This window comes from Streptomyces nidicola (genome assembly GCF_050106155.1).
In the GTDB taxonomy this organism is placed as follows: domain Bacteria; phylum Actinomycetota; class Actinomycetes; order Streptomycetales; family Streptomycetaceae; genus Streptomyces.
On record NZ_JBNBPI010000001.1, the window covers coordinates 6029892 to 6045587 of the forward strand.

Here is a 15696-nt window from a genome sequence, read left to right on the forward strand (position 1 = left end):
ATCCTCCGACGTACCGCTCGACACAACCGAGTAACGCTCGACGCAACCGATAGAGGAAGGCACGGCCGCCGCACGTGAGGGACACACGAGAGAGCCGGCTGCTCCTGGTGCTGCTGATCGCCATCGCGTTCGCACTGATCACGGTGGACATCCGCGGCGGCGAGGACTCGCCGGTCGACGGTGCCCGCCACGCGGCCGCCACGGTCTTCGGCCCGGTGGAGAACGGGGTCTCGGGCGCGGTCGACCCGATCGGCAACGCCATAAGCGCGGTCCGCGACTCCGACAAGCGGCACAACCGCATCGGCCAACTGGAGCACGAGAACGCCGCGTTGAAGGCGAAGCTCGGCAGCGGCGACCGCAACCGCAGCAAGGTCCGCCAGCTCGACGCCATGCTGAAGACGGCGGGCGCGGGCCAGTACGGCATCAAGGGCGCCCAGGTCATCGCCATCGGCTCGGCCCAAGGCTTCTCCTGGACCGTGACCATCGACGCCGGCGCCAACGACGGCCTCGAGCGCGACATGACGGTGCTCAACGGTGACGGTCTCGTCGGCCGTGTGACCACGGTCGGCCCGAACACCGCCACCGTGCTGCTCGCCAACGACCCCGACTTCACCGTCGGCACCCGCATGGAGAAGTCCGACGAGCTCGGCTTCGCCTCCGGGCAGGGCGACCGCCCGCTGCGCGTCCAGCTCCTCAACGGCAAGGCCAAGGTGAGCAAGGGCGAACGGCTGGTCACCTTCGGCTCGCAGGCCGACAAGCCGTTCGTGCCCGGCGTCCCGGTCGGCCGCGTCGTCCGCGTCGACCCCTCCGGCGGCGACCTGACCCGCACCGTCTACGTGAAGCCGTACGTCGGCTTCACCAAGCTCGACATCGTCGGTGTGGTCGTGCAGGCGCCGCGCACCGACCCGAGGGACACGGTGCTGCCGAAGAAACCCGCCAAGCCCAAGCCGACGCCCACCGTCACCGTGACGGCCACCCCGGGCGCGAACGCGGGCGGCAACGGCAACGGCAATGGCGAGAACGCCGCCGACAACAACGCAGACCAGCAGCAGTAGCAGGAGGAGCAAGGAATCATGCGCTTCAACCGAATGCTGCTCTCCACGGTCCTTGTCGTCGTGGCCCTCGTCCTCCAGGTCTGCGTCCTGGCCCGGCTGCAACTGCCCGGCGCCGTCCCCGACCTGATGCTCCTCACCGTCCTCGGCCTGGCCCTCGTGTACGGGCACGTGGGCGGCGCCTTCGTCGGCTTCGGCGCGGGACTCCTCGCCGACCTCGCCCCGCCCGCCGACCACGCCGCCGGCCGCTACGCCCTCGTGCTCTGCGTCATCGGCTACCTGGCGGGCCTCGCCAAGCCCGAGAACGGCCAGCTGCGTTCGGCCGCAGGGCCCATGCTCGTGGTCGTCGGCGCCGCCATCGGCACGACCCTGCTGTACGCGGGCGTGGGCGCGCTCGTCGGCGACACCGCCGCCCGCGACGTCGGCCTCGGCAGCCTCATCTTCACCGCGGCCCTCTACGACCTGCTGCTCGCCCCGTTCGTCGTACCCGGGGTGATGGCGCTCGCCAGACGCGCGGAGAACGATCCGCTGGGCGAGACCTCCGGCAGCTCCGCCAAGGCCGCCGACGTCTCCTCCGGCTGGCTCTCCGGCGGCGGCACGGGCCTGAGCGTCGGTGGCAAGAGCGGCGGCCTGCGCATGCGGACGGTCAAGGCGCGCGCCTCCCGCGCGGGCCGCATCAAGGGGGTCAAGCGCCTGTGAGCGCACGGCAGTTGACCGACGACAGCGCAGGCGCGCACAGCTTCGGCGTGTACACCTACTCGTACTCGTACACGTCCTCGTACTGAGAGGGGGAGCACGCCACCGTGACCAACATCCCCGAGACGGGCCGGACACCCCGCGTCCAGATCCGCCTCATCATCCTCCAGATCCTCGTCCTCTCCCTCCTGCTCACCCTCGGCGGCCGCCTCTGGTACCTCCAGATCCGCAATGGCGACGAGTACGCCAAGGAGGCCTCCGGGAACCACGTCCAGCAGGTCGTCACGCCCGCCACCCGCGGCTCGATCCTCGACGCCCGCGGCATCCCGCTCGCCGACAACGAGACGCGGCTCGTCGTCTCCGCCTCCCGCACCGACCTGATGAAGATGGACGACGACGGCAAGGCCGTCCTCGCCAAGCTCGCCAAGGTCCTCGGCCTCAAGCCCAAGCAGGTCCAGGAGAAGGTCAGGCTCTGCGACGCCAAGACGCCGCAGCCCTGCTGGAACGGCTCGCCGTACCAGCCGATCCCGATCACCGACGAGGCCACGCCCAAGCAGGCCCTGCAGATCCGCGAGCGCAGCGAGGACTTCCCCGGCATCACCGCCGAGCCCACCGCCGTGCGCCGCTACGCGGGACCCGGCGGCTCCAACACCGCGCAGGTCCTCGGCTATCTCTCCCCGGTCACCGACGCGGAGATCGAGAAGGCCAAGAACACCGACTCGCCGTATCTGCGCTCCGACCAGGTCGGCCGCAGCGGCCTCGAGCGCACGTACGACAAGGACCTGCGCGGCAAGGCCGGCGTCACCCGCTACGAGGTCGACAACCTCGGCCGCGTCATCGGCCGCGCCGAGAGCGACAAGGCCGAGCCCGGGGCGAACGTCGTCACGTCGATAGACGCCCGCGTGCAGTCCGTCGCCGAGAAGGAGCTGGACGCGGCGATGAAGGCCGCCCGGCACGAGTTCGACAAGAACACCGGCACGAACTACAAGGCCGACGCCGGTTCGGTCGTGGTGATGGAGGCCAAGACCGGCCGCGTCGTCGCCATGGCCTCCAACCCGACGTACGACCCGAACGCCTGGGTCGGCGGTATCTCCGGCAAGGACTACGCCAAGCTCACCGGCAAGAAGTCCAACTACCCGCTGCTGAACCGGGCGATCCAGGGGCAGTCGGCGCCCGGCTCGATCTTCAAGGTCATCTCCAGCACCGCCGCGGTCAACGCCGGCTACCCGTTCAACGGCCGCTACCCGTGCACCAGCTCGTACTCGATCGGCAGCCAGGTCTTCAAGAACTTCGAGTCGGAGAACTTCGGCCCGATCAGCCTCGGCCGCGCCCTCGAGGTCTCCTGCGACACCGTCTTCTACGGCCTCGCCCACAAGGAGTGGCAGAAGCTCGGCGGCATCCACCCCAAGGGCGGCGTCAACACCGACGACTCGTTCTACAAGACGGCCCACCAGTTCGGTCTCGGCAAGGAGACCGGCATCGACCTGCCCAACGAGGTCAACGGCCGGGTCCCCGACCGGAAGTGGAAGCAGCAGTACTGGAAGGCCAACAAGGACGCCTGGTGCAAGGGCGGCAAGAAGGACGGCTCCTACGTCGAGCGCCTCAACTGGGAGAACTGCCGCCAGGGCAACGTGATGCGCGCAGGTGACGAGGTCAACTACTCCATCGGCCAGGGCGACACGCTCGTCACCCCGATCCAGATGGCCAGGATCTACGGAGCCATCTCCAACGGCGGCACGCTCTACCAGCCCGCGGTCGGCAAGGCCGTGATCAGCCCCGACGGCAAGCAGGTCAGCGAGATCGCGCCGAAGAAGCAGGGCAAGCTGCCCATGACGAAGCAGACCCAGCGCCACATCGACCAGGCCCTCGCGGGCGTGGCGACCCGCGGCACCGCCGCCTGGCGCTTCGGCGGCTGGCCGCAGAACAAGATTCCGATGCACGCCAAGACCGGTACCGCCGAGGTCTACGGCAAGCAGACGACCTCGTGGTTCGCCACGTACACCAAGGACTACTCGGTCGTCATGACGATCTCCCAGGGTGGTACGGGTTCCGGAGCCTCGGGCCCCGCCGTCCGCAAGATCTACGACGCGCTCTACGGCGTCGACGCCAAGGGCGGCATCAACAAGAAGAAGGCCCTGCTGCCCGAGCCGGAGAAGAACCTGCCGAAGATCCAGAAGGACGGTTCGATCGACGCCCCGGAGATCAAGCCGTTCCGGCCGGCCAAGGACACGACGCCCGCCCAGCAGGAGTTGGCGGCGACGCTGCCCACCTCCTCGTACAACAGCAGGAGGGACTGACCGGTGACCGGTAACGGCTTCTCCGTCTCCGGCTACGGGCCGCAGCGCGGAGCCATGACGCGGCTCATGGCCCGCGACTCCGTGGTGCGCAGGCTCGACTGGCCGATGCTGCTCTCGGCGGTCGCGCTGTCGTTCATCGGCGCCGCGCTCGTCTTCTCGGCCACGCGCAACAGGACCGAGCTCAACCAGGGCGACCCGTACTACTTCCTGTTCCGGCACCTGCTGAACACCGGCATCGGCGTCGCGCTGATGGCGGGCACGATCTGGCTCGGGCACCGGACGCTGCGCACGGCGGTGCCGATCCTGTACGGGATCTCCGTCTTCCTCGTGCTCCTCGTGCTCACCCCGCTCGGCGCCACCGTGAACGGGGCGCACGCCTGGATCGTCGTGGGCGGCGGATTCTCGTTGCAGCCCTCCGAGTTCGTGAAGATCACGATCATCCTGGGCATGGCGATGCTGCTGGCCACCCGCGTCGACGCGGGCGACCGCGAACACCCCGACCACCGCACGGTGTTGCAGGCCCTCGGCCTCGCCGCGGTCCCGATGCTGATCGTCATGCTGATGCCGGACCTCGGGTCCGTCATGGTGATGGTGATGATCGTGCTCGGCGTGCTGCTCGCCTCGGGCGCCTCGAACCGGTGGGTGCTCGGGCTCATCGGCGTCGGCGCGGCGGGCGCGGTGGCGATCTGGAAACTGGGCGTCCTGGACGACTACCAGATCGCCCGCTTCGCGGCCTTCGCCAACCCCGCGCTCGACCCGGCGGGCGTCGGCTACAACACCAACCAGGCGCGCATCGCGATCGGTTCGGGCGGGCTGTCGGGCGCGGGCCTCTTCCACGGCTCGCAGACCACCGGCCAGTTCGTGCCGGAGCAGCAGACGGACTTCGTGTTCACGGTGGCCGGCGAGGAGCTCGGCTTCCTGGGCGCGGGCCTGATCCTGCTGCTGCTCGGCGTGGTGCTGTGGCGGGCGTGCAAGATCGCGCGCGGCACGAGCGAGCTGTACGGCACGATCGTCGCGGCGGGCATCATCGCCTGGTTCGCCTTCCAGGCCTTCGAGAACGTCGGTATGACGCTCGGCATCATGCCGGTGGCGGGCCTCCCGCTCCCGTTCGTCTCCTACGGCGGTTCATCGATGTTCGCGGTGTGGGTGGCGGTGGGCCTCTTGCAATCGATCAAGGTGCAGAGGCCGATGTCGGCGTGAGGTTGCGGCGGGGTTGTCTGCCCCCACCCCACCCCACCCCGCCCCTTCCCGAAAGTCCTGCCGGACGGGCCTGCTCAATCGCCGCAGGGGCTATGAACAGTCCCGCCGGCGATTGAGGCGCGGGGTCCGGGGCAGGGCCCCGAGACCTTGGCCCCGTCGCCGCAGACGCCTAAATTCAGGTTATGGCGGAGACAAAGCGCGAGATCGAGCGAAAGTACGACGCCCCGACCGACCACTTCCGGCTGCCCGACCTGCTCAAGGTCCCCGGGGTATCGGCCGTCATCGACAAGGGCGTCGTCGAACTCGACGCCGTCTACTACGACACCGAGGACCAGCGCCTCGCCGAGGACAGGATCACCCTGCGCCGCCGCAGCGGCGGCGACGACGCGGGCTGGCATCTGAAACTGCCGGTCGTACTGAGCGAGGGCGTCCGCGACGAGGTGCAGGCCCCGCCCTCCGCCGGCCTCCCGCGTGCCCTCGCGGGCCTCGTACGCTCCCGGGTCCGCGGCGACGAGCTCATCCCGGTCGTCCGGCTCCGCTCGTCGCGGGACGTGTCCCACCTGACCGACGCCGACGGCTCCCTGCTCGCCGAGGTGTGCGTCGACGCCGTGCGCGCCGAGCGGGCCGACGGGGAGCGGGCCACCGCCTGGACCGAGATCGAGGTCGAACTGGCGGACGGCGCCGACCCGGCCTTCCTCGGCAAGGTCGAGAAGCGGCTGCGCAAGGCGGGCGTCGAACGGTCCGCCTCCGTGTCGAAGCTGGCCCGCGCCCTGGAGGAGACAGGGGCCGAGCGACCTACGAAGCCGGAGGCATCCGCCAGAGCCGAAGCGGAACCGGACACCGCCGGCGCCCGCGTCCTCGCCCACCTCCGCGCCCAGCGCGACGCCCTCGTCGAGCTCGACCCCGCCGTGCGCCGCGACCTGCCGGACTCGGTGCACCAGATGCGCGTGGCCACCCGCCGCATCCGCAGCGCGTTCAAGACGTACAAGAAGGTGCTCGACCCGGACGTCACGGGGCCCGTCGCCGAGGAGCTGAAGTGGCTCGCGGGCGAGCTGGGCATCGACCGGGACCGCGAGGTGCTCACGGAGCGGATCACCGGGCGGATCGACGCGGTGCCCAGGACGCTGCTGCTCGGCCCGGTCCGCGGCCGGCTGCGGATCTGGGCCGTCGCCCGCCGCCACGGCTCGCGCCGCCACACCGTCGCCGTACTCGACGGCAGGCGGTACCTGGCCCTGCTCGACGGCCTGGACGCGCTGCTCGCCGAGCCGCCGCTGCTGCCCGACGCCGCCAAGCCCGCCGCCGAGGTCCTGGCGAAGGCCGCCCGCAAGGACAAGGCCCGCCTGGCCGGCCGCATCGAGCACGCCCTGTCCCTGGAACCGGGCACGCGCCGCGACGTCGCGCTGCACGAGGCCCGCAAGGCCGCCAAGCGTGCCCGCTACGCCGGGGAGGCGGCGCGGCCCGTCCTCGGCAAGCAGGCGAAGAAGTTCGCCAAGCGCATGAAGGGCGTACAGAGCGTGCTCGGTGATCACCAGGACTCCGTCGTCGCCCGGGAGGCCCTGCGCCAGCTGGGGATCCAGGCGAACGCGGCGGGGGAGACCGCCTTCACCTGGGGCCTGCTGTACGGGCAGGAGCAGGCCGCGGCAGCCGACCGCGAGCGGGAGCTGCCGGGGGTCTGGGCACGGGCGGAGAAGCAGGAGCTTTCGGCGGGTTAGGCTTGATGGTCACCCCTGTCAGCTCACGAAGGTCAACGGTTATGCCTGCCGAAGCCGCCGCCTCGACGGTGGAGTCTGTCTTTCCGCAGCTCGAAGCCTTGCTGCCCCATGTGCAGAAGCCGATCCAGTACGTCGGCGGTGAGCTGAACTCCACGGTCAAGCCGTGGGAGGAGACCGACGTCCGCTGGGCGCTCATGTACCCGGACGCGTACGAGGTCGGTCTGCCCAACCAGGGCGTCATGATCCTGTACGAGGTGCTCAACGAGCGCCAGGGCGTCCTCGCCGAGCGCACCTACAGCGTGTGGCCGGACCTCGAGGAACTCATGCGCAAGCACGAGGTCCCGCAGTTCACGGTCGACTCGCACCGCCCGGTGAAGGCGTTCGACGTCTTCGGGCTCAGCTTCTCCACCGAGCTCGGCTACACGAACATGCTGACCGCGCTCGACCTGGCCGGCATCCCGCTGGAGTCCAAGGACCGCACGGTCGAGGACCCGATCGTCCTCGCGGGCGGCCACGCGGCCTTCAACCCCGAGCCGATCGCCGACTTCATCGACGCCGCGATCATCGGCGACGGCGAGCAGGCCGTGCTCGACATGACGGAGATCATCCGCCAGTGGAAGGCCGAGGGCCGGCCCGGCGGTCGCGAGGAGGTCCTGCTCCGCCTCGCGAAGACCGGCAGCGTCTACATCCCGGGGTTCTACGACGTCGAGTACCTGCCGGACGGGCGCATCGGCCGCGTCGTGCCCAACAAGTCGGGCGTCCCGTGGCGGGTCAGCAAGCACACCGTCATGGACCTCGACGAGTGGCCGTACCCGAAGCAGCCCCTCGTGCCGCTCGCGGAGACCGTCCACGAGCGGATGTCCGTCGAGATCTTCCGCGGCTGCACCCGCGGCTGCCGTTTCTGCCAGGCCGGCATGATCACGCGCCCCGTGCGGGAGCGAAGCATCACCGGCATCGGCGAGATGGTCGACAAGGGTCTCAAGGCGACCGGCTTCGAGGAGGTCGGCCTGCTCTCGCTGTCCTCGGCGGACCACTCCGAGATCGGCGACGTCGCGAAGGGCCTCGCGGACCGGTACGAGGAGGACAAGATCGGTCTGTCCCTCCCGTCGACCCGCGTGGACGCCTTCAACATCGACCTCGCCAACGAGCTGACGCGCAACGGCCGCCGCTCGGGCCTCACCTTCGCCCCCGAGGGCGGCAGCGAGCGCATGCGCAAGGTCATCAACAAGATGGTCTCCGAAGAGGACCTGATCCGTACGGTCGCGACCGCGTACGGCAACGGCTGGCGCCAGGTGAAGCTGTACTTCATGCTCGGCCTGCCCACCGAGACCGACGAGGACGTCCTGCAGATCGCGGACATGGCGGCCAATGTGATCGCCAAGGGCCGCGAGGTCGCCGGCAACGACATCCGCTGCACGGTGTCGATCGGCGGGTTCGTCCCGAAGCCGCACACCCCGTTCCAGTGGGCGCCGCAGCTCAGCTCCACGGAGACGGACGAGCGCCTCGCCAAGCTCCGCGACAAGATCCGCGGCGACAAGAAGTACGGCCGCTCCATCGGCTTCCGCTACCACGACGGCAAGCCCGGCATCGTCGAGGGCCTGCTCTCGCGCGGTGACCGCCGCATCGGCTCCGTCATCCGCGCCGTCTACGAGGACGGCGGCCGCTTCGACGGCTGGCGCGAGTACTTCTCGTACGACCGCTGGATGGAGCAGGCCGCGAAGACGCTGCCCGCGTACGGCGTGGACGTCGACTGGTACACGACGCGTGAGCGCACGTACGAGGAGGTCCTGCCCTGGGACCACCTGGACTCCGGTCTCGACAAGGACTGGCTCTGGGAGGACTGGCAGGACGCGCTCGACGAGACCGAGGTCGACGACTGCCGCTGGACGCCGTGCTTCGACTGCGGCGTCTGCCCGGCGATGGACACGGACATCCAGATCGGCCCGACGGGCAAGAAGCTGCTGCCGCTGACCGTCGTCAAGTAACGCGCAACCCCGAAGGGGCGGCCGGTTCTCCAACCGGCCGCCCCTTCGCGGTACTTGGGCTACTTGCTGGCGGCGAACCGCATCAGGGCGCGCTCGTCACCCTGCTTCACCTTGCCCGGCGTGTTGATGACCTCCAGCTTCCAGGAGCTGCCCACGCGCATGGCCTTGGCGACCGCGCAGCCGTTGTCGTTGGTCATCAGGCTCGGCCAGATGTCGGCGACCTGCTGCGAGCTGCCGCCCGTCGCGTCGTACACCTTGAAGCTGATGTTGCGGGCCTTCTGGAACGAACTGCCCTTCTTGTACGCGGCGGCCACGAACACGATCGCCGTGATCTGCTGCGGAAGGCGCGAGAACTCGACCGTGACCGTCTCGTCGTCACCGTCGCCCTTGCCGGTCTGGTTGTCGCCGCTGTGGACGAGGGAGCCGTTGCCCATCGGGTCCAGCGAGTCGAGGCCGGCCAGGCGCACCGGATCGCCGCCCTGCATCGCGATGGCGATCAGGTCGAGGTCCGTGCCCTGCTTGCGGCGCAGCGCGCCGAGGACACCTCCGCTGCTGCCGGCGGTGGGGTCCCAGGACACCCCGATGGACAGATGGGTCACTCCGTCCAGGTCGGCGGGGCCGTCTTCTTTAGTAAGCGTGATCATGCGTAATTCCTCCCCCTACAGGTAGAACTGCGGTTTTGCAGACTGCCCCCGAAGATACGACGTGCGAGTTGGGCGGGCCATGCCGGGCCGCATCCGCGAAGGCGTCGCGAGCGTCTGGAGAGACATGGACTTGGAGAAGCGCCCCGAACCAGCCCCCGAACAGGCCCCTGAGGGCTGCCTTGTCACTGCGATCCGGCTGCCGCTGCGGATCCTGATGGTCGTCCTCGTGGTGCCCCTGCGCCTCGTGTGGGACGCGCTCGTGGCGGTCGGCCGGTTCGTCGGCAGATGGCTGCTGCTGCCGCTCGCGCGGGCGATCGGCTGGGTGCTGTACGGACTCCTCGTGTGGCCGTGCCTGATGCTGTGGCGCTACGTCCTCGCACCCGTCGGGCGTGGACTGCGGTGGCTCGGACGGGTGTTGCTGGTGATCCCCGCGGTGTGGCTGTACGTCCATGTCCTCGCCCCCGTCGGAAGGGCGCTGCGGGACTACGTGTTGGTGCCCATCGGCCGTGGACTCGCCTGGCTCGTACGGGTGTTGGTCGTGGTGCCGCTGCTCGCGGTGTGGCGTCACGTCCTCGTGCCGGTCGGCCGGGTGCTCTGGGACGCGCTCGTCTTCGCGTGGCGGATCGCCGGGTATGTGTCCCGTGCCGTCGGCCGGGTGCTGCGGTGGCTGATCGTGGACCCGCTGCGGTGGGTGTACCGCACGGTGCTCACCCCGGTCGGGCACGTCGTGCGCGACTACGTGCTGCGTCCCGTCGCGCGCGTGGCCGCGAGTGTGCGCGCCGCGGCCCGGCAGGCGCGGGCCGATGTGCGGCGCGCCCTGTTCGGTCCGCCGCGGCAGCCCGAACCCCAGGTCAGTGACCGGCGGGAACCGGGCGGCGCGCAGGGACGTACCCTTGATAGGAGTACGACCGCTCTCACGAAGAACACATTCATTAAGGATTAGGACACTGGGCAAGCGACAGCCCGTAGGCCCGCCGCCCGCACCCGCGGTGCAGCGCATCCGACTGCGCTACACCAAGCGCGGCCGCCTCCGGTTCACCAGCCACCGTGACTTCCAGCGCGCCTTCGAGCGTGCGCTGCGCCGCGCCGAGGTACCCATGGCGTACTCGGCGGGGTTCACGCCGCACCCGAAGGTGTCCTACGCCAATGCCGCACCCACCGGCACGGGCAGTGAGGCCGAGTACCTGGAGATCGCGCTCACCGCGCCGCGCGACCCCGAGAAGCTCAGGGCGCTCCTCGACGAGTCGATGCCCACGGGCCTCGACATCGTGGACGCCGTCGAGGCCCGCACCTCGGGCCTCGCCGACCGGCTCGCCGCCTCCGTGTGGGAGCTGCGGCTCGACGGCGTGAGCGTCGAGGAGGCCGCGCGCGCCGCGGAGGCGTTCCGCGCCGCCGAGGCCGTCGAGGTACAGAGGAAGACAAAGAGCGGGATCCGGACGTTCGACGCCCGTGAGGCCGTCGTCAGCCTGGACGCGCTCGAGGTCTCCGACGTTTCGGCTGGTCCGGCTGATAGGCCCGGCGAGGTGGCCTGTGCGATACTGCGGCTGGTTGTTCGGCACGTGACGCCTGCCGTACGACCCGACGACGTCCTGTCCGGTCTCCGCGCCGTGGCCGACCTGGCGCCGCCGGTCCCCGCAGCGGTGACCAGGCTGGCGCAGGGGCCTTTCGACGCAGAGACAGGCACGGTGACCGACCCGCTCGCGCTCGACCGCGAGGCAGACCGGGCCGCCCCACAAAAGGCGGCCGCAGGAACTGCCACCGCGACGGCGCCTGCCGTGGAAGGTCCCGCGTAAGGCGGTCGTCGTAGCGCCGCCCTTGTACTCGGGAGCCATCTGGGTCGGGCAGCGCACCCACCCAAGGACTTTCGCCAGGCCGTACGTACATCGCGTACCGGAACCGGCGAGAACAGACAGAGAGCCTCCGTGCGGCGCCCGCGCCCCGGACCGGCGGCACCGCGCTCGACATGATGCGCGTGAGCCGCAGACGTCACCGGTCACGGATCAGGCGCGGCGCCCGGAGGCCCGACGGGAGATCCACCCGCATGCCCGAGACCGAACCCACCAACCCTCAGCTGGACAGCCCCAGCGACACCCTGCCCCCGCGCCGTCGGCGCCGGGCCGCGTCCCGCCCCGCGGGCCCGCCGGTAGCGGCGACCGCAGGCGCCGAGGACGCCGCTGTGGCCATACCGGCCACCGCCACCCAGACTCCGGCCGCCGCAGAGGCGCCCGTCGAGACCCCAGAGACTTCCGCGGCCGAGGCCCCGGCGCCCGCCGCCCGCCCGCGCCGCCGCGCGACCCGACGCGCCTCCGCGCCCACCGGTGCACCCGCCGCACAGGCAGAGACGACGACCGTGGTGGCGGAGCCCGCCGAGGCCGTCGCCGAGCCGGAGCCGGCCGCCGCCGAGGAGTCCGCGGCCCCGCGCCGCGGCCGTCGCCGCGCCACCCGCACCGTGTCGACTCCGGAGGCCCCGGCCGCCGCCGCTGAGGAGCCGCAGGCCGAGGCCGCCGCTGAGCCCACCCCGGAGCCCGCCGCAGAGCCGGTCGCCGACGAGGGGTCCGGCCCGCGCCGCAACCGTCGCCGTGCCACCCGTGGCGCCTCCGCGCCCAGCGCGCCCGCCGGTCCGCCCGAGATCTCCGACGCCATCGCCGCCGAGAAGACGGAGGCCGGGACCACGGAGGCCGCGGGGAACACCGAGACCGCCGAGAACACCGAGAACACCGAGACCACCGAGAACGGCGAGGACGAGTCGCCGCGCCGTCGGCGCCGCGCCACCCGCAAGGCCGCCGGCGGTTTCGCCGAGCCGAAGGCCACCAAGGCCGCGAAGTCCGCCAGGTCCGGATCGAAGCCGGCGCGGGCCGGCCGGGACGAGCAGGCCGACGACGCGCGCCCGAAGCGGGCCTCCGTCGCCACGTTCCAGGCCCCGGTCTTCACCGAGCCGATGTTCCAGACGCCGGAGCGGGCCGCCGCCGCTGCCGCGGCCGAGGCCGCCGTCGAGAAGCAGCCCGAGCCCGAGCCCACGCCGGCCCCTGCCGCCGTCGAGGAGGAGCAGGGAACGCGCCGCAGCCGTCGCCGCCGTCGCGCCTCCGACGAGCAGCCCGCCGCGCCCGAGGCCGCCGCCAAGGACGTCGAGGCCACCGAGCCCGAGCCCGACACCCAGGACCAGCGGTCCGAGGAGAACGGCGAGAACGACGAGCAGGACGAGCACGGGGACCGCCCGGCCCGCCGCCGTCGCCGGGGTGGCCGCCGCCGTCGCCGCGGCGAGTCCGGCGACATCGACAACGACGCCGAGAACGACAACGAGTCGGACGACGACGCCGAGCAGGCCGCCGGGGAATCCGACGACGACCGGTCCGAGTCCGACGAGCAGCGCGACGAGTCCGCCGGTTCCGGCGGCTCCAGCAGCAGCCGTCGCCGCCGTCGCCGTCGCCGTCGCGCCGGTGACAGCGCCTCCGACGGCGAGCAGCCGACCGACGACCCGGAGCGCACGGTCGTCAAGGTCCGCGAGCCGCGCAAGAAGGAAGAGAAGGCCGAGCGGTCGACGTCCTCGGACGAGGTGCAGTCCATCAAGGGCTCCACGCGTCTGGAGGCCAAGAAGCAGCGCCGCCGCGAGGGCCGTGAGCAGGGGCGCCGCCGCGTCCCGATCATCACAGAGGCCGAGTTCCTGGCGCGCCGCGAGGCCGTCGAGCGCGTCATGGTGGTCCGCCAGCACGGCGAGCGCACCCAGATCGGCGTGCTCGAGGACGACATCCTCGTCGAGCACTACGTCAACAAGGAGCAGTCGACCTCCTACGTAGGCAACGTGTACCTGGGCAAGGTCCAGAACGTGCTGCCGTCGATGGAGGCCGCCTTCATCGACATCGGCAAGGGCCGCAACGCGGTGCTCTACGCCGGTGAGGTCAACTTCGAGGCGCTCGGCATGGCCAACGGGCCGCGCCGCATCGAGACCGCCCTCAAGTCCGGCCAGTCCGTGCTCGTGCAGGTCACCAAGGACCCGATCGGCCACAAGGGCGCCCGCCTGACCAGCCAGGTCTCGCTGCCCGGCCGCTACCTGGTCTACGTGCCCGAGGGCTCGATGACCGGCATCAGCCGCAAGCTCCCCGACACCGAGCGGGCGCGCCTGAAGGGCATCCTCAAGAAGATCGTCCCCGAGGACGCGGGCGTCATCGTGCGCACCGCCGCCGAGGGCGCGAGCGAGGACGAGCTGCGCCGCGACGTCGAGCGTCTGCAGGGGCAGTGGGAAGAGATCCAGAAGAAGTCGAAGCAGATCTCGACCTCGTCGCCGAGCCTGCTGTACGGCGAGCCGGACATGACCGTCCGCGTCGTGCGCGACATCTTCAACGAGGACTTCTCCAAGGTCATCGTCTCCGGTGACGAGGCGTGGGACACCATCCACGGCTACGTCAACCACGTGGCGCCCGACCTGTCGGACCGGCTGACCAAGTGGACGTCCGAGGTCGACGTCTTCGCGACGTACCGGATCGACGAGCAGCTCGCCAAGGCGCTCGACCGCAAGGTGTGGCTGCCCTCCGGCGGCTCCCTGGTGATCGACAAGACCGAGGCGATGATCGTCGTCGACGTCAACACCGGTAAGTTCACCGGCCAGGGCGGCAACCTCGAAGAGACCGTGACGAGGAACAACCTCGAAGCGGCCGAGGAGATCGTGCGCCAGCTGCGGCTGCGCGACCTGGGCGGCATCGTCGTCATCGACTTCATCGACATGGTCCTGGAGTCCAACAGGGACCTCGTGCTGCGGCGCCTGCTCGAATGCCTGGGCAGGGACCGTACGAAGCACCAGGTCGCCGAGGTCACCTCGCTCGGCCTGGTCCAGATGACCCGTAAGCGCGTCGGCCAGGGCCTCCTGGAGTCCTTCTCCGAGACCTGCGTGCACTGCAACGGCCGCGGCGTGATCGTGCACATGGAGCAGCCCGCTGCCAATGGCGGCGGTGGCAAGCGCAAGAAGCGCGGCCGCGGCGGCAACGGCGCGGACCACCAGCACGAGACGCACGAGGCTCCGGCCGCGGAGCAGCCCGAGCCCGAGACCGAGGCCGAGGTCGCCGCGGAGGCGGCCGCCCCGGTGGCGCTGCCCGAGTCGCCCGCGGCGGAGCCGTTGACCGACGCTTTCGTCCCGGACGAGGAGCTGTACTCCAGCGCCGCTGAGGCCGAGGCCGCCGCGGGCCGTGGCCGCTCGCGCCGCCGCGCCACGCGCCGTGCGTCGGCCCCGGCCGGCGCCCCGCAGGCGGAGGCCGAGAAGCCGGCGAGGTCCGGCCGGAAGTCGAGGGCCGAGCGGGCCGCGCAGGCGGAGGAGCGCAAGGCCGCCGAGGCCGGGGCTCCGGCGCCCGAGCCGGTCGTCGAGGAGCCGAAGGCCGCCGAGCCGGCCCCGGCCCCCGCGCCCGAGCCCGCGCAGGACGAGGCTCCCGCGCCGCGCCCGCGCCGCCGTGCCACGCGCAAGGCGTCCGCTCCCGCCGGTTCCCCGAAGGCCTCCTCGGAGGAGGCCGCCGCGGTGACCGTCACGGAGCCGGTCAAGGCCGAGCCCGTGGAGGAGCCGAAGGCCGTCGAGCCCGAGGCGCCGAAGGCCGAGGTGACCGAGGCCGCGGCCCCGGCCCGCCCGCGCCGTCGCGCTGTCCGCAAGGCGACCGCCCCGACCACCACCACTGAGGACACGGCCGTCGTGGTCGTCCCCTCGGCCTCGGAGGAGGCCGCAGGGGCGCCCGCCCAGGACGCCGCGCCGGAGGAGGTCGAGGAGGCGCCCGCCGCCAAGAAGACCGCCCGTAAGACGGCCAAGAAGGCGACGGCGAAGAAGGCCGCCACCAAGAAGACGGCTGCCAAGAAGACGGCCGCGACCGACGAGGGCGCGACCGACGAGGGCGCGACCGACGAGGCCGCGACCAAGACGGCTGCCAAGAAGACGGCCGCGAAGAAGACGGCCGCCAAGAAGGCGACCACGGCCAAGAAGGCGACGGCGGCGAAGAAGACCACCGCCAAGAAGACGACGGCCAAGAAGACGACCGCGAAGAAGACCGCGGCGGCCGAGCAGCAGTCGCTGCCGTCCGTCTCGGCCGCGGCCGACGACGAGGCCTGAGGCTCCGCCCGGACCGAGTGACGACGCCCCG

Annotated in this window: 10 protein-coding genes; 9 read left to right on the top strand and 1 reads right to left on the bottom strand. The window is 71.3% G+C overall.

Annotated elements, in window-relative coordinates; translation table 11 throughout:
• Positions 1-74: 74 nt before the first annotated feature.
• The 6 genes from mreC to ACOKM3_RS27255 all read left to right on the top strand — a co-directional run bounded on the left by mreC (position 75) and on the right by ACOKM3_RS27255 (position 8942).
• A complete protein-coding gene (gene mreC / locus ACOKM3_RS27230; protein ID WP_426903653.1) occupies positions 75-1055 on the top strand; it encodes a rod shape-determining protein MreC in 981 nt (326 codons plus the stop codon).
• A gap of 18 nt (positions 1056-1073) precedes the next feature.
• Positions 1074-1751 (top strand): rod shape-determining protein MreD, encoded by a 678-nt coding sequence (gene mreD, locus ACOKM3_RS27235; RefSeq protein WP_426903654.1) that lies wholly within the window; start codon positions 1074-1076, stop codon positions 1749-1751.
• Between the two features lie 104 nt (positions 1752-1855).
• On the top strand, positions 1856-4045 hold the full coding sequence (gene mrdA / locus ACOKM3_RS27240; protein ID WP_426903655.1) for a penicillin-binding protein 2: 2190 nt from the start codon (positions 1856-1858) through the stop codon (positions 4043-4045).
• A gap of 3 nt (positions 4046-4048) precedes the next feature.
• Positions 4049-5245, top strand: coding sequence for a rod shape-determining protein RodA (rodA, locus tag ACOKM3_RS27245; protein WP_426903656.1), 1197 nt, complete (start codon positions 4049-4051; stop codon positions 5243-5245).
• A 182-nt stretch (positions 5246-5427) separates the two neighbouring features.
• Positions 5428-6957, top strand: a complete 1530-nt coding sequence (locus tag ACOKM3_RS27250; protein ID WP_426903657.1) for a CYTH and CHAD domain-containing protein — start codon at positions 5428-5430, stop codon at positions 6955-6957.
• A gap of 41 nt (positions 6958-6998) precedes the next feature.
• Positions 6999-8942 (top strand): TIGR03960 family B12-binding radical SAM protein, encoded by a 1944-nt coding sequence (locus ACOKM3_RS27255; protein ID WP_426903658.1) that lies wholly within the window; start codon positions 6999-7001, stop codon positions 8940-8942.
• A 59-nt stretch (positions 8943-9001) separates the two neighbouring features.
• Here the strand turns inward: ACOKM3_RS27255 and ACOKM3_RS27260 are convergent, their stop codons facing one another.
• Entirely contained in the window at positions 9002-9586 is a 585-nt protein-coding gene (locus tag ACOKM3_RS27260; protein WP_426903659.1) for a TerD family protein, read from the bottom strand.
• Positions 9587-9710: 124 nt separating this feature from the next.
• Here ACOKM3_RS27260 and ACOKM3_RS27265 point away from each other — a divergent pair, with 124 nt between their 5' ends.
• From ACOKM3_RS27265 to ACOKM3_RS27275, 3 genes are all read left to right on the top strand, one after another.
• The gene (locus tag ACOKM3_RS27265) at positions 9711-10529 is read left to right on the top strand and encodes a hypothetical protein (protein ID WP_426903660.1); all 819 of its coding nucleotides are present in this window, start codon (positions 9711-9713) and stop codon (positions 10527-10529) included.
• A 46-nt stretch (positions 10530-10575) separates the two neighbouring features.
• A complete protein-coding gene (locus ACOKM3_RS27270) occupies positions 10576-11379 on the top strand; it encodes a TIGR03936 family radical SAM-associated protein (protein WP_426903661.1) in 804 nt (267 codons plus the stop codon).
• A 248-nt stretch (positions 11380-11627) separates the two neighbouring features.
• Positions 11628-15665 carry an Rne/Rng family ribonuclease gene (locus ACOKM3_RS27275; protein WP_426903662.1) on the top strand — a complete coding sequence of 1346 codons (4038 nt, stop codon included), beginning with the start codon at positions 11628-11630 and terminating at the stop codon, positions 15663-15665.
• Positions 15666-15696: the final 31 nt, after the last annotated feature.